Annotated in this window: 19 protein-coding genes and 6 pseudogenes; 12 read left to right on the forward strand and 13 right to left on the reverse strand. The window is 69.6% G+C overall.

The features are described from left to right. Positions 1 to 264 precede the first annotated feature (264 nt). The gene (locus ACFY2Z_RS38870; RefSeq protein WP_390748718.1) at positions 265 to 642 is read right to left on the reverse strand and encodes a fic family toxin-antitoxin system, toxin component; all 378 of its coding nucleotides are present in this window, start codon (positions 640 to 642) and stop codon (positions 265 to 267) included. Beyond that, the gene (locus ACFY2Z_RS38875; protein WP_390748719.1) at positions 642 to 878 is read right to left on the reverse strand and encodes a hypothetical protein; all 237 of its coding nucleotides are present in this window, start codon (positions 876 to 878) and stop codon (positions 642 to 644) included. The genes ACFY2Z_RS38870 and ACFY2Z_RS38875 overlap by 1 nt, the downstream gene beginning before the upstream one ends. Before the next feature lie 243 nt (positions 879 to 1,121). On the opposite strand from ACFY2Z_RS38875, the pseudogene ACFY2Z_RS38880 reads away from it, so the two are divergent. Together ACFY2Z_RS38880 and ACFY2Z_RS38885 are read left to right on the forward strand one after the other, a co-directional pair. Further along, a pseudogene (locus ACFY2Z_RS38880) lies at positions 1,122 to 1,217 on the forward strand (hypothetical protein); the annotation flags it as partial. After that, positions 1,208 to 1,672, forward strand: a pseudogene (locus ACFY2Z_RS38885) (transposase family protein); the annotation flags it as partial. The pseudogenes ACFY2Z_RS38880 and ACFY2Z_RS38885, both read left to right, overlap by 10 nt. Before the next feature lie 41 nt (positions 1,673 to 1,713). Here ACFY2Z_RS38885 and ACFY2Z_RS38890 read toward each other — a convergent pair. After that, complete coding sequence (locus ACFY2Z_RS38890) at positions 1,714 to 1,938, reverse strand: hypothetical protein (protein ID WP_390748720.1); 225 nt, start codon at positions 1,936 to 1,938, stop codon at positions 1,714 to 1,716. Positions 1,939 to 2,073: 135 nt separating this feature from the next. After that, a complete protein-coding gene (locus ACFY2Z_RS38895) occupies positions 2,074 to 2,442 on the reverse strand; it encodes a hypothetical protein (protein ID WP_390748721.1) in 369 nt (122 codons plus the stop codon). Between the two features lie 211 nt (positions 2,443 to 2,653). Between ACFY2Z_RS38895 and ACFY2Z_RS38900 the strand changes: the two genes are divergently transcribed. Then, entirely contained in the window at positions 2,654 to 3,034 is a 381-nt protein-coding gene (locus tag ACFY2Z_RS38900) for a transposase domain-containing protein (protein WP_390748722.1), read from the forward strand. Between the two features lie 15 nt (positions 3,035 to 3,049). Here the strand turns inward: ACFY2Z_RS38900 and ACFY2Z_RS38905 are convergent, their stop codons facing one another. The 4 genes and pseudogenes from ACFY2Z_RS38905 to ACFY2Z_RS38920 all read right to left on the reverse strand — a co-directional run bounded on the left by ACFY2Z_RS38905 (position 3,050) and on the right by ACFY2Z_RS38920 (position 5,208). Beyond that, complete coding sequence (locus tag ACFY2Z_RS38905) at positions 3,050 to 3,313, reverse strand: hypothetical protein (RefSeq protein WP_390748723.1); 264 nt, start codon at positions 3,311 to 3,313, stop codon at positions 3,050 to 3,052. Between the two features lie 87 nt (positions 3,314 to 3,400). Then, positions 3,401 to 3,547: pseudogene (locus ACFY2Z_RS38910) on the reverse strand (TetR family transcriptional regulator); the annotation flags it as partial. Between the two features lie 70 nt (positions 3,548 to 3,617). Next, the gene (locus ACFY2Z_RS38915) at positions 3,618 to 4,991 is read right to left on the reverse strand and encodes an amidase (protein ID WP_390748724.1); all 1,374 of its coding nucleotides are present in this window, start codon (positions 4,989 to 4,991) and stop codon (positions 3,618 to 3,620) included. Then, entirely contained in the window at positions 4,978 to 5,208 is a 231-nt protein-coding gene (locus ACFY2Z_RS38920; RefSeq protein WP_390748725.1) for a hypothetical protein, read from the reverse strand. Before ACFY2Z_RS38920 ends, ACFY2Z_RS38915 begins: the two co-directional genes overlap by 14 nt. A 499-nt stretch (positions 5,209 to 5,707) precedes the next feature. On the opposite strand from ACFY2Z_RS38920, the pseudogene ACFY2Z_RS38925 reads away from it, so the two are divergent. Beyond that, positions 5,708 to 5,923 (forward strand): annotated as a pseudogene (locus ACFY2Z_RS38925) (transposase); the annotation flags it as partial. 143 nt (positions 5,924 to 6,066) lie between these two features. Here the strand turns inward: ACFY2Z_RS38925 and ACFY2Z_RS38930 are convergent. Next, positions 6,067 to 6,933, reverse strand: a complete 867-nt coding sequence (locus ACFY2Z_RS38930; protein ID WP_390748726.1) for a helix-turn-helix transcriptional regulator — start codon at positions 6,931 to 6,933, stop codon at positions 6,067 to 6,069. A 102-nt stretch (positions 6,934 to 7,035) separates the two neighbouring features. Between ACFY2Z_RS38930 and ACFY2Z_RS38935 the strand changes: the two genes are divergently transcribed. From ACFY2Z_RS38935 to ACFY2Z_RS38955, 5 genes are all read left to right on the forward strand, one after another. Further along, positions 7,036 to 7,836: an SDR family NAD(P)-dependent oxidoreductase gene (locus tag ACFY2Z_RS38935; RefSeq protein ID WP_390748727.1), complete on the forward strand. Its 801-nt coding sequence runs from the start codon at positions 7,036 to 7,038 to the stop codon at positions 7,834 to 7,836. A 638-nt stretch (positions 7,837 to 8,474) separates the two neighbouring features. After that, positions 8,475 to 8,900 (forward strand): hypothetical protein, encoded by a 426-nt coding sequence (locus ACFY2Z_RS38940; protein WP_390748728.1) that lies wholly within the window; start codon positions 8,475 to 8,477, stop codon positions 8,898 to 8,900. A gap of 950 nt (positions 8,901 to 9,850) precedes the next feature. Further along, the gene (locus ACFY2Z_RS38945; protein ID WP_390748729.1) at positions 9,851 to 11,434 is read left to right on the forward strand and encodes an FMN-binding glutamate synthase family protein; all 1,584 of its coding nucleotides are present in this window, start codon (positions 9,851 to 9,853) and stop codon (positions 11,432 to 11,434) included. Between the two features lie 14 nt (positions 11,435 to 11,448). Then, positions 11,449 to 13,212, forward strand: coding sequence for a thiamine pyrophosphate-dependent enzyme (locus ACFY2Z_RS38950; protein WP_390748730.1), 1,764 nt, complete (start codon positions 11,449 to 11,451; stop codon positions 13,210 to 13,212). A gap of 98 nt (positions 13,213 to 13,310) precedes the next feature. After that, positions 13,311 to 14,150: an RNA polymerase sigma factor SigF gene (locus ACFY2Z_RS38955; RefSeq protein ID WP_390748749.1), complete on the forward strand. Its 840-nt coding sequence runs from the start codon at positions 13,311 to 13,313 to the stop codon at positions 14,148 to 14,150. Between the two features lie 468 nt (positions 14,151 to 14,618). Here ACFY2Z_RS38955 and ACFY2Z_RS38960 read toward each other — a convergent pair whose 3' ends face one another. Next, on the reverse strand, positions 14,619 to 14,792 hold the full coding sequence (locus tag ACFY2Z_RS38960) for a CsbD family protein (RefSeq protein WP_390748731.1): 174 nt from the start codon (positions 14,790 to 14,792) through the stop codon (positions 14,619 to 14,621). 138 nt (positions 14,793 to 14,930) lie between these two features. On the opposite strand from ACFY2Z_RS38960, the gene ACFY2Z_RS38965 reads away from it, so the two are divergent. Further along, positions 14,931 to 15,101: a hydrophobic protein gene (locus ACFY2Z_RS38965; RefSeq protein WP_390748732.1), complete on the forward strand. Its 171-nt coding sequence runs from the start codon at positions 14,931 to 14,933 to the stop codon at positions 15,099 to 15,101. Positions 15,102 to 15,157: 56 nt separating this feature from the next. Continuing rightward, positions 15,158 to 15,904, forward strand: a complete 747-nt coding sequence (locus ACFY2Z_RS38970; protein ID WP_390748733.1) for a methyltransferase — start codon at positions 15,158 to 15,160, stop codon at positions 15,902 to 15,904. 136 nt (positions 15,905 to 16,040) lie between these two features. Here the strand turns inward: ACFY2Z_RS38970 and ACFY2Z_RS38975 are convergent, their stop codons facing one another. Continuing rightward, positions 16,041 to 17,582, reverse strand: coding sequence for a CHAD domain-containing protein (locus ACFY2Z_RS38975; protein WP_390748734.1), 1,542 nt, complete (start codon positions 17,580 to 17,582; stop codon positions 16,041 to 16,043). 115 nt (positions 17,583 to 17,697) lie between these two features. On the opposite strand from ACFY2Z_RS38975, the pseudogene ACFY2Z_RS38980 reads away from it, so the two are divergent. After that, positions 17,698 to 17,796 (forward strand): annotated as a pseudogene (locus ACFY2Z_RS38980) (transposase); the annotation flags it as partial. Between the two features lie 402 nt (positions 17,797 to 18,198). On the opposite strand, the pseudogene ACFY2Z_RS38985 reads toward ACFY2Z_RS38980, so the two are convergent. Both ACFY2Z_RS38985 and ACFY2Z_RS38990 read right to left on the reverse strand, forming a co-directional pair. Then, a pseudogene (locus tag ACFY2Z_RS38985) lies at positions 18,199 to 18,647 on the reverse strand (transposase); the annotation flags it as partial. Positions 18,648 to 18,682: 35 nt separating this feature from the next. Continuing rightward, the gene (locus tag ACFY2Z_RS38990; protein WP_390748735.1) at positions 18,683 to 21,232 is read right to left on the reverse strand and encodes a Pls/PosA family non-ribosomal peptide synthetase; all 2,550 of its coding nucleotides are present in this window, start codon (positions 21,230 to 21,232) and stop codon (positions 18,683 to 18,685) included. Between the last annotated feature and the right edge of the window lie 754 nt (positions 21,233 to 21,986).

Consider the following 21,986-nt stretch of genomic DNA (forward strand, 5'->3'; position numbering starts at 1 on the left):
CCGGTGGCCGTTCTCATATCCGGACCCTCACTCCGACGCCGGGACAAACACCCGGATCAGGTGGGAACCGGTACACCACTTCCAGGGACGCAACCGCCGCACCAGCCGCCCAACAGCCTGCCGCTGGTCCGGAAGCAGCACCGGCCTGACCTGGCGGCCCGGCTGGGGAACTGCAACCGCAGTCATACGGAAACTTCCCCAACGCAGAGGCGGACGGCGCGCCACCGTCTCACCCTGACAGGGGGGATGCCGCGCTGACGCAGTTCAGGTGGCGTGCGGCCAGGCACGCAGCAAGGCGGCGATCTTCTTTGCGGTGCAGCCGGGATCCCTGAGCAGGTCGCGCAGAGCGATGGCGTCCTCGCGGGTGGGCTTGACCGGGATACCGGAGGCCTCCAGATACATCACGCCCGTCGCCGCCGCCACGGCCATATTGGAGCGCTCCAGCCAGCGGCAGCGGCCGAGGACGTGCACCAGGGCGGCGGCACGGGCGTAGGGGCCGTCATACACGGGCGTGTCCAGCAGTTCGGCCCGGTGGCAGGCCACCGCCGCCACAGGCACCCCGTAGTCCTCGGGGGCCGGATCACCCGCTCCCGCGATCTCAGCGACCTGCAGGATCCAGGGGACGTCGATGTCCAGCTCCATTACGCTGCGTGCGCCCCCGGGTGACGGTCTGCGTCTTCGACCTGGTCGAAGACTTCTTGGTGCTCGTCGAGGAAGCGCCTCGCGGCATCCAGGCCCCGCTGCCGCAGCCCGCCGGTGTCCTCCCGCACGAGCCCGGCGATGTAGTCGCCCAGGCTCAGCCCCCGATCCCGGGCACGGGCCTCAGCCAGTTTCTTGATCTCCTCATCGACGCGCGCACCCAGCTGTGTCTTCGCCATGCCATGATGGTAACAGCTGTTACCAAACGGCGGCCCGCAGACGCGACAAGAGCCGGACGCGACTCTGGCAAAGTCGCCAACCTCGCCGACTTCATCGGGACCGGCGAAGTCAGCGCCAAGGACTTCGGAGAGCAGGCAGTGAGCTAGTGAGCTGCACTTGCTTTCGTGGAGTCCCTGAAGCCTGGGTTACGATCCAGGCGCAAGGACAACCACCAGCAGTGCCAGCACCCCGTAAGTACCCCGATGAGCTCCGCGAGCGCGCCGTCCGTGAGGTCCGGCCGCCCGATCGCGCACGTGGCCCGCGACCTCGGCATCCAGAAGGAGGCCCTGCGGTCCTGGGTCCGCCAGGCTCACTCTGGTGGTCGGGAAAACACCGGCACCACGGTGGCAACGTCCAGGTCATCTCCGCCCGGACGGCTGGCCGATCTGGGTTTCCCCAGTCCGCCCCGGCCTCGAACACGACACCACCTGCGCTCGCACCCACGGCCTCGTCAACGCGCTCAACCGCTCGCTGCCGCCTTGGGCATCCCGGCTCTGACCGACCTCGGCTACGAGAACGCCGGCTCCGGTTCCGTCGCCCCGCCAAGAAGGCGCAGGGGCGCGAACTCGACCTCAAGCAGACGACGTTCAACAAGGTGATCCGCGGCATCCACGGCATCATTGAACGCGCCAATGCCCTGCTCAAGGTCACCTTCATGGCCCTGCGCAGAGTCAGCCTCGACCCCGGCAGCATCACCCGAATCGTCCGAGGCGCCCTCGTCCTGCTCCAGATGGAGCACGGTCGCACCATTTGAACGGAGATCACGAACCGTCACGAGACGTTACACACAAAGGTTCAATCGCGCTGCGCGGCGAACAGTTCCAGGTGCGCGCAATTCGGACAGCGGTAGGCATCGATCTGCCATTGCGGCAGGCCCCGCGTCTTAGCCATGCCCATCATGCCCCGCTCGAGGAGGCTTCCGAACCATCGCGCGTACCCGCGGGCGCCGCTGCCACTGTCACTAACAAAGCCCTGCTCAAGCCCGACCTGACCGCATTGGGTGCACCGTATGTTGTTCATCGAGGGAGTGTAAGGGGGCGGGGGTTGATGCTGGTCAACTGTTGCGAGTTCCCAGGGTCACCGCGTCCATTAGCTGCAGAGACTGACGTTCGAACTTGGTCGGCAGGTGCATCGGCGACGGATGAACGTGCGAGCTCACCAGTCTCCGTTGTGGCGGCCCGGGATCGCCTTCGCCATGTAGAGGTGGCCCTCGGAAAGGCCCTTACTCGCCCAGGGCGTCGAGCAGCACAGTCCACGTACGTCATCGGGTATCCACAGGGGCATGCCGACGCGGGCGGGGAGCTCGACGAGCGCCTCCGAGAGCGAGGGCGTGGCCGGCTTGTCGGGGTCGCGCCCGAAGATGCGGTTGATGCACGTCGGGAAGTACACCGCACGCGCCGACTGCCGCTCGGTGCGCGGGAGGCGGGCGGGTGCCGGCTGCGGCATGGGGCCCGGTACCGGGGGGTTGAGGTCGTTGCCGGCGACGAATCGTGCCGCGCTGGTCAGCTCCGTGAGGACCTTCACGTTTCGCCGGGCGCACAGGTGCGCGCCCGGTGACCCGAGCCCGGCGGGCCGCCTCGCAGCGATGCTGGACACGTTCGACGTACGCCAGCGGCCAGGAGCTCCCGCCTGCCTTCGTGGCAAGCGCGCGGTGATGCGGCGGTAGCCGGGGCCATCCCCGCGGGCGCGGGGAGCAGGCCGTTGCTCGCCACCGAGAATGGCACCATCCCCACGGGTGCGAATCGGGATCCTGACGAAGGTCACCGCCGAGCTGGTGGACACGGCGATAGCCAAACACGACCGAGCCGAGCGGCGCCGTCGCCTCCTGTCGGCTCGGCTGGTCGTGTGCTTCGTCCTGGCCCTGTGTCTGTTCGCCCGGGAGTCGTACGAGGAGGTCCTACGGGTGCTGTACAACGGTGTCCCGTGCAGCCGGGCGCTCGAGCGGGTGAACCGGTCGTTGTTGTGTCGGGCTCGCGCTCGGCTCGGGCAGGACGTGCCGGAGACCAACGTCATCACCGAGACCGGCGCGAACCGGGCAGGCCCCACCGTGTCCAGCCCGGCACAGTTAGGGCCGGTGGCCATGAGTCGATCACCGCATAGCGCGGCCCGTGGTTAAGGCGCGGAGCCGCGGTCAGAACAGCCACGCCCCGAAGGCCGCGACCGCCAGGCCGATGACAAGGAAGACGCCCGCTGTGACGGTGAGCGGAAGCAGCTGCTTGCGCCGCCGCGGCGGGTCGAGGTCGGGCCATGTGCTGCGCACCGCGTATACCCCGACCAGCGCGATCACACAGCCGGACACCACAGCGAGCAGCCCGAAGAACTTGGCCCAGGTGTAGGGGTGGCCCGGGTTCGGGGTCCACACCGCGGCGAGATCGGTGGCGCTCGGTACTCTCACTCGTCCTTCTCATCCTTCGTCAGGTCCTGGAGGTCGGACTCGATACCGGAGCCGGCGGCGTAGACACCCGGTTGAGGGTGGTGCCCACGGTGTTCTTCCCGCGCGCTGGGCCACCAGCGGCACCGTCAGCGCGTCCCTGCCCAGCTCCGCCTCTAGTTCGCGCACGGCGACATGCACTGACTCCTGCACGCGGGCACTGCGTCCACCGGGGCGCACCATTGGTCGACGACTCATGCCAGAACTTTAAAGCACAATCCTTGCATTAAGGTGTCGCCATGGCGGGCGGCCCCGGGCCTCCTCCCACTCAGGCCGCCGGTGCGAGCGCGGCCCGGACGAGTCGGGTCTGCTCATAGGCGTGGCCGGCGCGGAGGAGGGTGTGCTCGCCCAGGGGGCGACCGAGAAGCTGCATGCCGATGGGCAGGCCCGCCGCGTCGTGGCCGACCGGGAGCGTCAGTGCGGGCACCCCGGTGATGTTGGCGGGCGCGGACAGGCGCACATAGGCGTCCGAAACGGCCTCAAGAGTTCCGTCGGGCCAGGTGACCGTCTCTTGGCCGGCTGCGACCGCGGTCATCGGCACCGTCGGGGCGGCGATCACGTCGACCCGCTCCAGAAGGCGGCCCCACTCCTCGCGCATCAGCGCCTGTGCGCGCCGGGCGCGCAGATAGTCCCCGGCGGGCAGCAGCTCGCCGGCCTCCAGCAGGGTCCGGACGTCCTCCTGGTACAGCTCGGGGGCGCTGCGCAGGGTGCCCTCGTGGTAGGCGGTGGCCTCCGGCACCATCAGCCCCCACTGGGTGGCCTGGACGTAACGGGTCATCGGGATGTCGACGCCGACGAGCTGTGCGCCGAGTTCCTTCAACCGGCCGATGGCGCGCCGCACCGAGGCCTCCACCTCGGGGTCGACGTGGTCGAAGTAGTAGTTGTGGGGCACGCCGACGCGCAGCCCCGCGAGGTCCGCGCGCTCGCCGCCCTGGCGGCCCGGCGCGGGGGCGTCTCCGGTCAGAGCGGCCAGCACCGGCGCCACGTCCGCGACGGTGCGGGTGATCGGGCCGACGTGGTCCAGGGACCAGGACAGGGACGTGACACCGTCACGCGGAACCAGGTCGTAGGTCGGCTTCAGGCCGACCACCCCGTTCAGCGCGGCCGGTACCCGGATCGATCCCCCGGTATCGGTGCCCAGGGCGAACGTCGCCGCGCCCGACGCGACGGCGACAGCGGACCCGCCGCTGGAGCCCCCGGCCACCCGGCCACGATCCCACGCGTTGCGGGTCTGCGGGGTGATCAGACCGTAGGCGAACTCGTGGGTGTGGGTCTTGCCGAGCAGGACCGCGCCGGCCCCCGCCAGCCGGGCGGCGACCGCGCTGTCGGCCGACGCGCGGTGGCCGTCCCGGACCCGGGAGCTGGCCGAGGTGGCCATGCCGACCACATCGATCAGGTCCTTCAATCCCATCGGGACGCCGTGCAACGGGCTACGGATCCGGCCGGCCTCGGCGCCGACCCGGGCCTCGGCCTCGCGCGCGGCCCGGCGTGCCCGCTCGGCGGAGACGGTGACATACGCCCCCAACTCCGGCTCGACCCGCTCGATGCGGTCGAGTACGGAGTCCACAAGCTCGACCGGGGACAGCTCCCGCGCCCGGATCGCGGCGGCGGCCGCGGTCAGGGTCAGCTCAAAGGGCTCCATCGGTCATCCCCTTCCACTTCCACACGCGATCGGCGGTTGCGGCGGGCGTCGTCGCGGTCGGGGTCTCCCCGAAGTCCAGTTCCCGCAGGACCGCGACGACCTTCTGGATGTGGTTGGCGACCGACGCGACCACGGCGTGCCGGTCGGCCGGCAGCGACAGGCCGGCGCGGTGGGCCCAGAGAGCCGCCTCCGGCGGGGTGAGTTCAGTGGCGGACAAGTCCGTTCTCCCTGGTCGGGGCGGGGGCGACGTAGCGATCCCCCGCCAAAAGCAAACGGTTTGCTTTAGCCGACGGTAGGCCCTAGTGCGACTTAAAGCAAATATATTGCGTCTAGCCGGGGACGGAGCAGCCCCCAGCGCCCGACCCCGTACCGCCAGAGAGCAAGGGATATAGCGCCTCGGGCTCGAGGGGGCACCCACCCGGGGTGCCCCCTCGATGCGACTACCTGTACGCCTGCAGCTCCGCGGCGAAGCGGCCGCCGTACAACGGGAGGTCGGCCAGCAGGACACAGACCGGACGGCCAGGGACACGGACGACGAAGCCGGCCGGGGCGGGACTGGAAGGTGGGTAAGAACCGTGCCACCAGCCGCAAACGGCGGCGATCAGTCCTCGGACCTGGTGGCTTGGGGCATTTCCGGCGTGCTTATCGCCTCAGCAAGTGCTAGCAGGGCTCCGTCAGGTCTGTCTCGTGGTCCTGTTCAGGGGCACGTCAGGGGTGTGGACGCACATGAAGTGAACCGTCCTCGGGCGAAGTTGGCGCTATTCGTAGCTGATGTGTTCGCGTCGCTGCCGCGCAAGGACCAGCGGGCGAAGGGTGACTGCTATCTGCGGGGGCTGATGCTGGACGGGCGGCGTAAGTCGATCCAGCCGACGGCCGAGCGGCTGCCGGACGGCAACGAGCAGAAGCCGCGGCAGTTCGTGAACCAGTCCACGCCGCGCATACGGTGCCATCGCCGGGCCCGGTCGCCTGCAAGGCATACGCGAAGACCTCCGACTACGGACGAGCATCACTGACACGCCTCGGAGTCATGCCGCACGCAGTATCCGGAGTTCGCCCACGTCAACACGCGGGCGGATCACCCACCCGTGCGCGGGTCGGGCCGAATGACGGGGGCCGCGTTCCAGCTGGCCAGGAGCGGCAGGACGCGGGCGGTTGGGGAGTCGGGCTCGGTCGTGTAGACGACGAGCCGCTGGTCCGGCTCGTGGGGCGCACAGACGATCTCGATATTGAACGACATCGAGCCGGCGGCGGGGTGCTGGATGCGTTTGGTCACGGACGCGTAGTCGCGGACGGCGTGGTCGTCCCACCACCGGGCGACGTCGGGATCGGTGGTGCGCAATTCGTCGACGAGCGCCGTGAGCCGGTTGTCATAGGGGCGGCGGGCGATCTCCCGGCGCATCGTGGCGACGGTGGCCGAGGCGAAGTCCGCCCAGTTCAGAATCCGCTCACGGGCGACCGGATCCTGGAACATGAAGCGGACGAACGACGACCCCGGTTCCAGCGGACGGCCCAGCACCTCCGTGAGCAGGGCGTTGCGGGCCAGGACCTCCCCGCGGTGGCCGAGGAGCAGCACCGGTACATGATCGAGGGTGTGCATCAGCCGCAGAAGGCCGGGATCCGGGCGCTGGAGGGCGTGCGAGGCCGCGGCGCGGTGATGTGTGGTGGGCGCGGCGAGGTCCCGCAGATGCGCGCGCTCGACCTCGTCCAGACGCAGTGCCCGCGCCAACGCGTCGAGCACTTCGGTGGAGATGTTGGCTTGGCGTCCCTGTTCGAGCCGGCTGTAGTAGTCCGGGCTGAGACCGGCCAGCACGGCCAGCTCCTCGCGCCGTAGCCCAGGCACCCGCCGGGCCCCTGGGAATGCCTCGATGCCGGCTTGGGAGGGGGTGAGGCGGTCTCGCCGGGAGCGCAGAAACGCCCCGAGCGCGGCGCGATCGCGTGACATGGCTCCAGGATAGGCGGCCCATCGGCCCGCTGGGTGGTCCTGGCATGCCCAGGTTCGTCCTGACCTGGCCCGATACCAGCGGGCCGCCCTAGAAAGGGACCCATGACTTCCCTTCACACGAACATCAACACCCCCGCAGCCACCCGCGCCCGGCTCTCCGGCCGCACCGCTGTGATCACCGGCTCGACCAGCGGGATCGGTGCGTCGATAGCCCGCACGCTGGCCGGCGAAGGCGCACACGTCGTCGTCAGTGGCCGGCAGGCAACCCGCGGAAAGAGCGTCGTCGAGGAGATCCTGCAGGCCGGTGGCAGCGCCGACTTCGTCCCGGCGGACCTGGCAGGAAGCTACGAGCAACTGCGCGCCTTCGCGGCACAGGCCACCGACGTGCTCGGGGGACGGGTCGACATCCTGGTCAACAACGCGGGCATCTATCCCGCGACGCAGACCGAGGACCTGCCGGACGCGGACCTCGACGCCATGCTGGCGGTCAACATCCGAGCCCCCCATGTCCTGGTCGCGGCGATGGCGCCGGCCATGGCCGAGCGGGGCAGCGGCGTCATTGTCAACATCGGCTCCTGGATGGCCCGGGTCGGCAGCCCCTTCGCGGCGATGTACACCGCGACCAAGGCGGCGGACGAGCAGCTCACCCGCAGCTGGGCCGCGGAGTACGGGTCGCGGGGCGTGCGCGTGAACACCGTCGCGCCCGGGGCGACCCTCACACCCGGCAACGAGGCGGGCCGCGCGCAGCTCGACGCGCTGACGGCCGCCACACCGGCGGGCGTTGTGGTGGGGCCGGACGACATCGCCAAGGGTGTGCTGTACGTCGTTAGTGACGACGCAGCCATGGTCCACGGCATCACGCTCTACGTGGACGGCGGGATTTCCGCCACCCGCCTGTCCTGACCGCCCCTCGAGCTGGGCCAAGCGGGTGATGACCGGCCGGTCGGCACGAGAGTGCCGCCGGCCGGCAACACGTCCGGTACGCGGCCCTGCTGCGTGCTGCAGCCGCGGGCGGGGCGATAGTGCGGGGGGGCGCCGGTGTTCACGGCGCTGGACGCTTTCAGTGCCGCTGAGCGGGCGCGGCAGCTGCTGGAGCGGATGACCGGCCCGTTCCCAGTATCTGCGGCGTGACCGCGGCGGCGTTTGCCACTCCCCCACATCTGGGTGGCCGGACACTCGCAGTCCGTCCCGCTGGACCCGCCGGCACGCGCCGCGGACGTCCTGACCTTGGTCAACGAGGGGCATCTGTACGAGGTCGCCGGCCAGCGCACCCGCATCGACGACGCCCTCGAGCCGGCGGCCGCCGTCAACCGCGGTCCGCTGGCCCCGGCTGTCGCCGGTGCTTGGGCCGCCGTCGAATCGCTGCTGTCGCACCCGGACGATCCAAGGCCGGAGAACGAACGGTCCGGGAAGACCTTGGCGGCCGACCGGATGGCTGCCATCACGCCTGTTCCTGGCCGCGCGTCGAGCTCACTGCTTTCGCCCACCGGCTCAAGCCTCGCGCCGCGGACGAGTCGGCGAAGAACATCGCGGGCTGCGGGATGAACCAGGTGCGCGCCCGTCTGGTCGCGGACGCTCTGCGCGAGCGGGGTGTTGGCGCTCTGGACTTCGCCGGCGCGTCCACGAAGTACTCGGACCGGCCCGCCGCGCAGCGCATGACCGACCTGGTGCAGGACCGGCGGACCGTCCTGGCCGACGTCGCCCGGGCGTTCCGCATCGCCCTGCGGCGCCTGTACCGGACGCGGAACATCATCCTGCACGGCGGAGCCACCCAGGGTGTCGCCCTGGACGCCTCCCTACGGACGGCAGCGCCGCTGGTCGGGGCGGGATCGGACCGCATCGTCCACGCCTTCTACGCCGAAGGTCTCGACCCGCTCGAACTCGCTGCGCGTGCCGAAGTCGCCCTCAGCCTCGTGGACGGAGAAACCGTGCTGTCCGTCGTCGACCTCCTGGGGGAACGCGTTTGACCGGCGCTCTCTGCATCGCTGCGCCGTGGTGGCCCGGCCAGAACCGAGGACGCGAGAGAATGGAGCGGCTCTGCCGCGGGGCCGGCGGGACTGCCTAGCCGGTCGGGGTCGTCTCGGCGGGCGTCGGCACGGAGACCTGGATCAAGGCGGTTCGGGCGCCTACCAGGTCCGGTCCGCTGAGGGTGCCCCAGAAGCGTGGATGATCACGAACGCGCTGAGTTCTTGGGCACGCTCCTGCAATATCTTGCGGGCGCGGATGTCTTCCTCGATCCGGCCGTCCGTCGCCTCGCCGACGGTGGGATACCGGCAGCCGGTCCCGGTGTCGTCCCACCCCTCACTCGGTTCCAGCGACCACGGCCTGTTCTCCAGCGTGGGTGAGGGACCATCGCTTCGGCTTGGGCTGGCAGGGCACCAGGCCCAGCTCCCTCATGAGCTGTCGGGGCCCCTCAAGAGTCCAGCCGACCCCATGGCCTGCCAGCGGCCGACTGCTCGCTCGCCTCCGTGAGAATCATTGGTCTTGCACTTCACCGAGCTGTGCACCGTCGGGTCCACGCCAACCGCCTCCCGCGCCCCCTGTTCGTCCCGACCCTGATCAGGACGGCACCCTCCCCAGGCACTGGGCGCGGTCCGGCCAGGCATTTCGTTCGGGACCTGTGCTTCGTGCCGCTCCTCGACTCGAACGCACTCGGGATCCCTCGTGGCGATCACCGAGCGAATCCGCGAGCACGGGGGGGTCCTCGCGCATCGCGTGCCACTCGGCCCGCATGCTCAAGGTCTTCCAGTGGGGTGGCCTGCCGCGAAGCCCACGAGTTCTATGACTCCCCGTAGGGGCGACGGGGCGGGCGCCCTTACTCGCGGGCCGGGCGGGCCCGTCCTGCGGCCCGGCGACCGAGAGCGTCCGGTGCTCGGCTGTCGTGCATGGCGATCGAAAACCGGGCAATGCGCCAGGTGTGACTCGCGTTGGAATCGTCGTCCTGACTCTGGTGACCGCTCTCGGGGCTCTGGCCGCTGCGGTGGGGATCTCGTCCTGGTGGTGGTTCGTGGCCCTTCCGCTCACGTTCGTGGGTGCGCTGGGTGCCTGGGACCTGGTGCAGCGCCGGCACTCGGTGCTGCGCAACTATCCCGTGCTCGGCCATGCCCGCTTCCTCATGGAGCGCATACGCCCGGAGTTGCAGCAGTACTTCATCGAGCGGAACTATGACGGGCGCCCCTTCGACCGGGACGTGCGCAGCATTGTCTACGAGCGCGCCAAGGGCACCGACGCGGAGGAGCCGTACGGCACCGAACGGGACGTGTACCGGCCCGGTCACGAGTTCCTGGTTCCGTCGATGGCGCCGTGCCCGGTGCCGGAGACCCCGCCGCGGGTGCGGATCGGCGGTCCGGACTGCGGCCGTCCGTACGACATGGCACTGCTGAACGTCTCGGCGATGAGCTTCGGCTCGCTGTCGGCCAACGCGGTCCTCGCGCTCAACGGGGGTGCCGCGGCGGGGGGTTTCGCCCAGGACACCGGTGAAGGCGGGCTGTCCGAGTATCACCTCCGTCCTGGGGGCGACCTCGTTTGGGAGATCGGCACCGGGTACTTCGGCTGCCGCACCGAGAAAGGCGATTTCGACGCGGCCGAGTTCGCCGACAAGGCCGCACACGATCACGTCAAGTGCGTGTCCCTGAAACTGTCGCAGGGCGCGAAGCCCGGCATCGGCGGTGTTCTGCCGGGAGCCAAGGTGAACGCGGAGATCGCCCGGGTCCGGGACGTGCCCGAGGGGCGGACGGTCGTCTCCCCGCCGTACCACCGGGTGTTCTCCACCCCGCGGGAACTCGTCCGCTTCATCGCCCGCATGCGCGAGTTGTCCGGTGGCAAGCCGGCCGGGTTCAAGCTGTGTGTGGGCTCGCGCCGGCAGTTCCTGGCCGTGTGCAAGGCCATGCTGGAGGAGGGCACGGCGCCTGATTTCATCGTGGTGGACGGCGCCGAGGGCGGGACCGGTGCGGCGCCGCTGGAGTTCGCCGACCATGTGGGCACCCCGCTCACCGAGGGGTTGCTCACCGTGCACAACGCCCTCGTGGGCACGGGTCTGCGCGACCGGATCAAGGTCGGCGCGAGCGGCAAGATCGCCACCGGCACCGACCTCGTCAAGCGCATGGTGCAGGGCGCCGACTACGGCAACGCCGCGCGGGCGATGATGTTCGCCGTCGGCTGCATCCAGGCACAGAAGTGCCATACGAACACCTGCCCAACCGGCGTCACAACCCAGGACCCCCGCCGAGCCCGCGCCCTCGATGTGCGTGACAAGACGGTGCGCGTCCAGCGTTTCCAGGAAGCGACCGTGGCCAGCGCCTTGCAGATCATGGCCTCCATGGGCGTCACCGATCCCGCGGAACTGCGTCCGCACATGCTCCGCCAGCGCGTAGCCCCCTTCACCGAGCGCTCCTACGAGGAGTTGTACGAGTGGCTCGATCCGGGGCAGTTGCTCGCCGAGCCGCCGGCCTCTTGGGCGGCCGACTGGAAGGCCGCCGACCCTGACCGTTTCACCGTGTGACCTGGAGGACTCACGTGGCCCGTACTGTTGCCCGCGTCATCGTGGACGCGCTGAGCGAGCTCGGCGTGCGCCAGGTGTTCGGCGTCGTCGGAGACGCACTCAACCCCCTGACGGACGCGATCCGCACGACCGAGGGCCTGGAGTGGGTGGGCTGCCGGCACGAGGAGGCGGCGGCCTTCGCCGCGAGCGCCCAGTCACAGCTCACCGGCACGCTCGGCGTGTGCATGGGCACGGTCGGACCCGGTTCCGTCCACCTCCTCAACGGGCTGTACGACGCGGCCAAGAGCCATGCTCCGGTCCTGGCGATCGCCGGTCAGGTACCGCTCGCCGAACTCGGCAGCGACTACTTCCAGGAGGTCGACAACGACGCCCTCTTCAGCGACGTGGCCGTCTTCCGTGCGACCATCACCTCTGCCGACCAGCTTCCGCAGATGCTGGAGACGGCGGTGCGTCACGCACTGGGCCGCAAGGGCGTCGCCGTCCTCACCGTGCCGGGCGACCTCGGCGAGCGGGAACTGACCGCCGACCGGCCGGCCCGGTTCTCCCTGAACGCACCGGTGAGCCGGCCTGACAGGTCGGCCGTCCGCCGCGCCGCGGAACTCCTCGACCGCTCCGAACGGGTCACCCTGCTCGTCGGGGAGGGCGCCCGAGCCGCCCGCGAGGACGTCCTCAGCCTCGCCGACCGCCTGGCCGCACCGATGGTGCTCACGCTGAAGGCCAAGGCGGGCTTCGAGGGCGACCACAACCCCTTCCAGGTCGGCCAGACGGGGCTGATCGGCAATCCCGCCGCGGCGGCGGCCCTCCAGGACGCGGACACCCTCCTGCTGCTCGGCACGGACTTCCCCTACCGGGACTGGTATCCCGAGGGCCGGACCGTGATCCAGGTGGACACCGAGGCCACCCACATCGGGCGCCGCGTACCTGTCGACGTCGGGCTCGTGGGGGACACCGGTGCCACCGTGCGCGACCTTCTGGACCACCTCACCGCCGCGCCTGCCGGGTCCCATGGCGCACGTGACCGCTCTCACCTGGAGAAGGCGCGTGCACGCTTCGACCAGTGGCGCACAGGTCAGGCCCGGCTCGCCGACCCGTCGCACGACAAGGGCGTCGTGGGCCGCATCCGCTCCGCGCTGGACAACCGTGCCCACGACATCCGCCCCGAAGCACTGGCCGCGGTCGTCGACCAGGTCGCGGCCGATGACGCCGTCTTCACCTCCGACACGGGCATGGCCACGGTGTGGCTTTCTCGCTTCGTCGAGATGCGCGGCGAGCGACGCCTCATCGGCTCCTACAACCTCGGCTCGATGGCCAACGCCATGCCCCAGGCTCTGGGCGCCCAGAGCCTGGACCGCGAGCGGCAGGTCGTGGCCTTCTGCGGCGACGGCGGACTGAGCATGCTCCTCGGCGACCTCATGACCCTGAAGACGTACCGCCTTCCCGTCAAGCTCGTCGTCTTCGACAACCGCCGGCTGGGCATGGTGAAACTCGAACAGGAGCAGGCCGGACTGCCCGAGTTCGGCACCGTGCTCGACAACCCCGACTTCGCCGCCGTAGCCGAAGCCATGGGCGTCACCGGCATCCGCGTGACCGACCCGGCCGACGTGGAGAGCGCCGTGCGACGCGCCTTCCGCACCCCGGGCCCGGTCCTGCTCGATGTCCTCACCAACCCCGACGAGATCGCCGTGCCGGCCAAGCCGACCGTAGAACAGGGCTGGGGGTTCGCGGTGGCCAAGATGAAGGAAATCGTACGCAGCGACGGAGAGCCGAGCGGGGACTGACGGTAGTTCGAGGAATGCCGGTCGGCCGCCGGGGTATGCGCGTGCTTGCCGGACAATGGACCGGCGAGGACGAGGCCGATCGACTGGGAGGGCGCATGATGGCGACGACCGTGCAGACCGCTGGGCAGACGGTGGACCTTCCGGAGGTCGCGGACCCTTCCAAGGTCACGCCGAAGGACGCGCGGGAGTTGTCGAAGCTGTTCTTCGACCAGTTGGCGGTGCTGGAGGAGGGCACCCCCGAGTATCAGTACGCGCGTAACACGCTGATCGAGATGAACATGTCCCTGGTCCGCTACGCGGCAGGCCGGTTCCGCAGCCGGGGGCCGGAGGAGATGGAGGACATCGTCCAGGTCGGCATGATCGGGCTCATCAAGGCGATCGACCGGTTCGAGTTGTCGCGCGAGGTCGAGTTCACCTCTTTCTCCGTGCCGTACATCGTGGGGGAGATCAAGCGGTTCTTCCGCGACACGTCCTGGGCCGTGCACGTCCCACGCCGACTCCAGGAAGCCCGCGTCCAACTCGCCCGTGCCAACGAGGAACTGCGCAGCCGACTGGGCCGGACGCCGACGATCAAAGAGCTCTCCGAGCTGATGAGCCTTCCGGAGGACGAGGTCGTCGAGGCCCAGCTGGCCTCCAACGGCTACAAGTCGGCCTCCCTCGACGCGGCGATCAACGGCAGCGAGGACGGTGAGGCCGCCCTGGCGGACTTCATCGGCGACGAGGACACCGCCCTCGGCCTGATCGAGGACTTCCACGCCCTCGCCCCGATGATCGCCGAACTCGATGAACGCGATCGCAAGATCATCCACTGGCGGTTCGTCGAGGAACTCACCCAGGCCCAGATCGGCGAGCGTCTCGGCGTCTCCCAGATGCACGTCTCCCGGCTGATCACCCGTCTCCTGGCCCGCCTGCGCGAAGGCATGCTCAGCACCACCTGACGGGCGGAGATCCGGCGGCCGGACGGCAGTCCGGCGTGCGCGAGGCTCTGTCGGTCGGAGCCCCGTAGCCGCGTGGTGCGTTCCGCAGGTCGACACCCTTGGGGTGAACGAGGGTTCGCCTCGGCGGGAAGTCGCCCGAGTGCGGGCCGAGCTGAGGGGCACCGTCGTGCGTCCGTAAGCGCTGCCGGTCACGGGTCGGTGACCGTATGACCGCGTCGAGGTGGCGGACACCGAAATCGACAAGCCTGAGGCCCCAAGCCCGCCGCCCGGGGTGCGCGATGGCGGGTCTGGCTTCTACAGGGCCTGAGTGAGCAGCCGGCCCGCCAGCCGGCACGGTGACGGGTGGGGAGGTCGATGTGTTGAGGCGGGGGCCTGCGCGTCCGACCCTCAGTGACGCCGTTGAAAGGGGCTTTCCCGGAATCACACCGGACAGGCCGCCTTTTCGAATTCTCGCTGGAGAACGCAGGGTCAGCGCTTGAACACGTCCTTGGCCTTTTCCTTGGCCTCTCGGGCATCACCTGTGCTCTTTTCTGCCTGTCCCTCAGTGGCCATACGGTCGTTCCCGATGGTGTTTCCCGCGGCTTCCTCGGCCTTGCCCTCGGCCCGCTCGGTCTTTGCCTTGCCCTTCTTGCCGGCAGTCATGGAAGAGCACTTCCTGATGATTCGTGCGGCGCTGTCGCGGTAACCCGCATGTGCCCCGGCATTCCCTGTACAGACAAAGCACCGTTGGCGAATGAAGAAGGAATTGCAGGGCACACGGGCTGCAGGAGGTTGATAAACATGGTTCCCCTGCTGCTTGTTCTGCTTCTTGCACTGCTCCTCTTCGGCGCCGGCTTCGCCATCAAGATCCTCTGGTGGGTCGCCGTCGCCGTCCTGGTGCTGTGGCTCCTCGGCTTCGTCATGCGCTCCACCAGCGCCGGTGGGGGCCGAGGTCGCTGGTACCGGTGGTGATCTGACCCCACGCGCGCCTTCGTCACGGGGCCCGGCCGACATCGGCCGGGCCCCGTGTGCATGCCGGACGCGTAGGCGATCGGACGCGTAAGAGGGCATACGACACCATAGGTGCCCCAAACGGCGGCAGGGGCAGGCGTGTTGCAGTCAAGGGCGGGACGGGCACGCGCGAGGGAGCACGCCCGACCTCCTGCCATGTCCCCGCCTCCGGCCCTTACCGGCGGCCGTGCGCCCACCGGGCCGCGGCCGCGTGCGGAGTCCCGTGGGCGGATGCCGGGCGCAGCGGGCATCGGCAGCGACCGGCTGTTGGAAAACGCCCCGCTGCACCTGGGTGTGCCGAGCGACGTGCGGTCGCCTGCGGTCTTTTTGCAGACGAGCCGATCCGACCGGACATACGTGCCCTCGAAGTAGGCGCCGGCAGCGGTGCCCTCGCCCTGGAGGCGGCCCGCGGCGGAGCCGACGCCTGGGCTGTGGACGTCTCCCGCCGGGCAGTGCTGACCACTCGCGTCAATGCCTGGCGGGCGCGACTTCCGCTGACCATTCGGCGCGGTGATCTCTTCACCCCTGTCTGCGATCACGCGTACCGCCTCATCCTGGCCAATCCGCTCCATATACCGGCACCGCTGGCTCATGGGGCGCCCCGAGGCCGGTTCCGCGCCTGGGATGCGGGAAGCGACGGCCGTCTCATCCTGGAGCGCATATGCCTGCAACGCCGTGGACGTCGTGCTTCTTGGCCTCTTCATACAGCTGGTCCGGTCTTACGGGCAGTCCTCGACTCGCCCGACTCTGCCGGTCCTTGTTGATGGTCCGCGCGGCGATTCCTTGGCGCACTTCCGCAACTCGCCCTAGCGACACTCTTCTTGATGTGCTCGTACTGCCGCAAACGGATGGTCGGACTGCTGATCCGGGGGCCCGCCACCACGCATTGTCCCGCCCTTGCTACGCCTTCCCGCCGTATCGGTGAGACGCCGCGCGGGCACGAGCCCACGCCTCGGGAAGCTCCCGCTCGCGGGCGTCGGCCGCGGCCCTCTCCTGACCGTGCAGCAGGCCCCACGTGAAGCCAGACTCGCCCGCCGCGTGCGCGGCGACCGCCAGACGGCGCAGGGCGTGACGGGTCACAACGCTGTCGTGCTGGGCACCGCTGACCTGTTGTACGGCCTTGACGCGCTTGCCGAGACGTCGCGCGGACTTCCCGAGCGCCGGGCGGGCCGCCTCGGTGGCGTAGCGGAGCTTCTTGGCGGCTTTGCGGGCGGAGTGGACCGCTGCGTCACGCTCGGACCCGGAGGGCATACCAAGCGCACGGTCCATGCGTCGGGCGAGTCGGCCGTAATCCTTGAGAAGCGCCTTTTCCAGAACTTTTTTGGGCTTGTCGGCCGCCCTTGCACGCAGCGGGGGCGAGTCGGTCAAGGTCTTCAGCTTCCCCAGCAGGTCCAGATAGCGAGGCGAGGCGAGCGCCTCGAGGGTGCGTCGGCGGCCCTCGGCCCGCTGCGCCACGTGCCACGTCTGCAGCCGGGCGGTGACGGGTCCGAGGACCAGCTCGCCGGGCAGTTCCCGCAGGCCGGAAGTGACCCGCTCATGGAGTACCTCGTGGTCGCGTTCCGCGCCGAGCTCACCAGCGAGCCACTTGAGATCCCGCCGAATGGGGTCGGTGACGTCACGGTCGAGGACGGAACGGAAGGAGCGCAGGCAGCCGCGCAGGCGGCGGGCGGTGGTGCGCATCCGGTGCACCGCGTCGGGCATGTCATGGCGGACGGCCGGGTCGAGGTCGGTGAGGGCTTCGACCAGCCTGTCCACGTAGGCGATCACCTGGTCGCCGGCCGACCCCGGGGCGACCTCGACGCGCGCATCCGTCGTGCGTTCGAGGAAGGAGGTGGCCTCTGACAGGGCGCGCACCACCTTGGACGGGCTTTCCACGCGGTCCACGCCGTGCTTGCGCAGCACCTTCTCGATGCCGTCCAGGAGCGCGGGGGCGCCGCCGTCGGCGAGTTCGACCTCCATCTCTGTCCACATTGCCTGCCCACCGTCTTCGAGCAGCGAGTCGGCTCGCACCGCGTCTATGCTCAGTTCGGCCAGGTCGGTGCCCTCGGCGTCGAGGAGGCGGCGCCGGGAGCGGGTGGAGCGGATCCGCATCACCGGCCGCAGTGGGGCCCCACGAGTGCGGGAGAGGACAAGCTCCCTCAGTTCCCCAGGAGGGACGGCCTCTGACGACAAAGGGGCCCGGATCTCCTCCCGGCTGTCGCCCGGGAGGGGCAGTTTCAGGTGCCAGCCGGCATCCGTGCCGCCCGTCCTGCGCCGCAGGGACGCCTTGGTGCGGGTCAATCGCAGGTCGTGGGTGTCGTAGTAGACGGCGTCCAGCTCCTGCACCCCGAGAGCCGTGAGCGAGGCGACCGGGTCCACACCGGTCAGGTCGGACGTCCATGAGATGTCGTCGGCCGCCGGCGTCGTGTACTTCCGTTCCGTCTCTCGCATTGACTGGTTCATACAGTTCCCCTTGACGCAATCCCACGGCTCAAACCGGCCCGTACACCGCTTTCGGGCCGTTCTGTGGGGACCGCCGGAAGCTGCGCGGCAGGTTCCGCCGCTCGCTCCGGGAGGTGGGCAGGTCTACCTGCGAGGGTTGCTTACCGATGGGCAGCGTAAGTCGGTCGAGCCGAGGGCCGCACGGCTCGGCGAAGACGGCAACCGGCAGGCACTGCCGGAGCGGAACGAGGCAGCGCGGGCGGTGTTTCCAAGTGTTCGCCGCGGGCACGGCGACAACCGCGATGCCAGCTTCCGCGGCCAGTTGCCCCGTGCGCTCGACGATGGCGCCGCGGATCTGCTGGGACAAGCTGGTGTTGAGGCTGCGGCGATGAAGCTCGACTTCTGGTTGCGTTGCCCGGACTGTCTCGCCCATGAGCTCCTGACTGAGGTGGACCAGGAGCGCCAGCCCGCTGAAGCGACTCCAAGTCTTGTGGCCAACATGCTCGGCGGGAAGGCTCCATCGCTTCACCGCTATCCCATTGGCCAAACTCCGTCCTCAAGCCCCGAAGGGTCCGTACGGTCTCCGGCTCTGGTCCGTAGTCGGTGGTGACGCCGAGTAGCGGTCAGGGCAGAAGGAGCGGTGGCGGAGGGGGTCGAACCCGGCGCGTCCGTGCATCTGCCTGGTGATCCTTTTGGTGCGGGGTTGACGCCTTCGGTGCGGCCGTTGTGGTAGGGCGAGGTGAGGCGGGCGTTCACGGCGGAACGGTCGATTTCGAGACCGTCGGTGAAGCTGCGCAGGTGAGGCAGGTCGATGGCCTGGGCGGTCGTGATCCACTCGGTGAGTTTCACGTCGCCCTCGGCCGGATTCAGCAGGGTGGCGAAGCCGCGTACGAGATCGGCGAGTGCGGTCGTCTCCGGGCAGGCCGCAACGATCTTCTCCGACAGGGTCGTTTCCTTCGGGCGCAGGTTTTCGGGGTCGGTGAGCAGGAGGCGGCTGGCGTGACGTGGGGTAGTGACAGGGCGGTCGCCTTCGGCGCGGCCCTGGTGGAGGCAGCGGACCAGCAGGTTGGCGCTGCCCGGGTAGCCCAACTCCGGGTCGGGGCGGCCCGGGCTCGGCGGGGTCACGGTGATACGGAAGCGGAAACGGGGCGGCGGTGCCCGGTACTCCTGGTCTCCGTGGCGGGGTTGCCGCGCCAGCGGGCCCCGGCGGGGACCTCCTCGCCTTTCATCAGGAACGAGTCCGGTGCCAGCACGGCGTCTTCCCCCATGGTCACGCCGTAGTGCACATGGGCGGCGACCCCGAGCGTGACGCCGGAGTGCAGCGTGCTGTGGTCGGACTTGAACGTGCCGTCCTCCTGCGAGTGGCATTGGATCCTGCTGCCCAGGTTGAGGGTGCAGTCGTCGCCGATCGCGGCCAGGGTGCGGTCGGTGAGGTAGCAGCCGTCGTCGAAGACCCTTCTGCCGACCCGGGCGCCCATCAGGCGCCAGGCCAGCGGCTTGAACGGGGTCCCGTTGAAGACGTGGAAGTACTCCACCGGCAGCTTCCACAACCGCTCGTGCAGCCAGAAGTCGCGGTGGTAGATCGAGCACAACTGCGGGCACAGCCCGTGGAACCGCCCCACCAGGCGCTCCACCAGGATGAGGTAGAAAGCGGTGAACACCAGGGTGAGCGCCGCGGACACGGCGACCATCACCGATCCCGCCACACCGCGCGCGGCGACCGTCGCCACGCCCAGGAGGGTGACGGCGAAGAAGTACAGCCAGCCGGCCCCCAAGAACAGGGCCATGGTGGCGAGGTTGTAGCGGTTCTTCACCGCCAGGTGGCGGGGCAGTTCGTCGCTGGAGAGGAAGTGGTCGAAGCGGCTGTCGCGCTCCACCGACCGCGGGATCTCGAACGACGGCGAGCCGAGCAGGCCGACCCCCTCACGGACCGTGCCGTCCAGCGGCACCATCACCTTCGTCGCCAGCAGGCAGTTGTCGCCCGTGCGGGCGCCGGCGGGGAAGGCGATGTTGTTGCCGATGAAGTTGTCCCGGCCGATTCGCGCCTCGCGGACGCGGAAGGACGTACTGGAGAAGTCGGCGTTCACCACGGACAGGCCGTCGGCCACCATCGTGCCGGTGCCCACCGCGCTGTGGAACGGCGACTCGTGCTCCACCTCGGTGCCGAAGTTGGAGCCGGTCTGCTGCACCGGAGCGAGCCTGTACCCCAGGCCCCTGAGGTAGTGGACGATGTAGGAGCTGTCACCGAAGAGCCGCTTGAAGAACTTGATGTTGGTGGTCCGGGCGATCGTCCGGTGCGCCGAGTAGTGCAGTCCGTACAGCGGATACACCGTGTCCGGTTTGACCAGCCGGTTCACCAGGCGCGGCACCGTGCACAGCACGGCCGTGCCCAGCACCACGAAGGAGAAGAACACCACCGCCGACACGCGCAGCGCGTCGGTGTAGAAACCCGCCGTGGTGATGCCCGGCGTGGCCTTCGCGGTGGTGCCGACCGCACGGGCGATCGCCGGGGAGGTGGCCAGCAGCATGTACGAGCCGCCCACCGCCAGCGGCACCACCACGAACAGGACCTGCACCAAGGTCATCACAGCGTAGGCGGTACGGCGCACCGTGCCGCAGCGCGCCGGCGGCACCCGGCCCGCAGCGGTGCGGGCCGGCTGCGCCGGGGAGCCGTGCCAGTACCCGCCGTCCGGGATGCGCTGGCCGCTGTGCAGCGAGGACGCGTGGCCCAGCCGGGCGCTGTCACCCACGAAGGTGTCAATGTCCAGGACGGTCTTCTCCCCGATGACGACGTTGCTGCCGAGGGTGACGGGGCCGGTCCGGATACGCCCCGCCTGCGCCCGGTAGCACAGGAAGAACGACTCCTTGCGCAGCACGGTGTCGTCCCCGATCGTCAGCAGATCGGTGGCCACCGGTATGCGACGGGAGAGGATCGTGACGCCGCTGCCGATACGCGCCCCCAGCATGCGCAGGTACAGCACGTAGAGCGGATTGCCCACGAAGAAGAACATCGGGTTGGCGTGCACCAGCACCCGGACGATCCAAAAACGCAGGTATGCCGGCCCCCACAGCGGAAACTCCCCCGCCCTCCAGCGGCCCACGAGGATCCACTTGGCCGCGATGGGGAAGACGCACAGCACCGCGAACCCGGCCCCGCCGAACACCACCGACCGCAGATAGATGTGCAGCACCCCCTCACCCGCCGCGACCCAGTGGTAGCCGCGGGCGGCCACCAGCCCGACGACGAAGACGTAGCCGACGAACAACAGCATCTGCACCGCCCCGCACAGCGTGTAGCGGCACGAACTCGCACGGACCGGCGCATCCGCCCCCACCGGCCCGAGCTGCGGGCCCGGCTCCGGACCGCCCCCGGCACCGGCCACGGCAGCGGCCAGGCTCCGGATCGTCGGATGCTGATAGATGTCCTTGATCGACACCGAGGGCAGGTCCGCGCGTTTCCTCACCCGCGCACAGAACTGCGCCATGACCAGTGAATTCGCGCCTAGCTCCTGAAAGAAGTCCCCGTCGATGGCCACCCGGTCCGTCTGCAGGACCTGGGCGAGCACATCAGCGAAACGATTCTGGAGAGCGGCTGGTGAGTCGACACACCCCTCGTTGCCGTCTTCCGATGCACCGGGTACAGATGTCGAAGTTCCGGCAGAACGCACCATAGTGGCAGGCCCTTCGAGATACTCGGTCGCCGACACGGCTCCATGCGACCTCTCCCCCCGGCGGGCGTTCCGGCCCGAACAGGGAGCCCAGACACGACTCCCCCGGACACGAGAACACCCTCCAGTCTCCGCCATCGGCCACCGCACAGCCAGCGGGCCACATGGAACCCCCGGAGCACGGGCTCACCCGGCCCACCGGATCTCACGTTCATTCGACAAGGGGGAAGCGTCACCCGGAGAGGCAAAAACAGGCCTTCCACCTGCGGTGATCCGCGAGAAGAGGGTCCGCCGCCCATCGGGCGTGGAGTCGGGGCACCGGAATTCCCGGCGAGATCGATCTCGGTTTCCAGGCGGTCCCAGGCGCGCTCTTCGAGCTCACCGATGCGGTGCTGTGCGCGGACGGGCCGCTGGTTAGACGGCGTGTTGGCACTCGTGAAGGATGCCGCCGAGCCGGTCGTGTCGGCGTATGTCGAGGTGAATGATCTGCCCTGGCCCGCTGATCGGTTCGGGCATGGAGCGGGCTGGCGGCCTGCGCCTTCGCCTCGCGCCACCGGCGCGCGTCGGCGTCCGCGCCACGGCCCGTGTGGAGCTCGGCAATCAGCTCGTACGCGCCGCCCTCCGGCAGGGCGTAGGGGTAGAAGGCGCGCAGCAGCGTCTGTTCCGCCGCGACGGTGAAGCCCAGATCGGCGAGCTGTCCAGCCTGCGCCAGCACCTCCCACGCCCGGCCGGACAACTCCAGCCGAGCCCTCGGCCT

Origin of the sequence: Streptomyces sp. NPDC001222 (assembly GCF_042896945.1) — a bacterium.
GTDB lineage: Bacteria > Actinomycetota > Actinomycetes > Streptomycetales > Streptomycetaceae > Streptomyces > Streptomyces gibsoniae.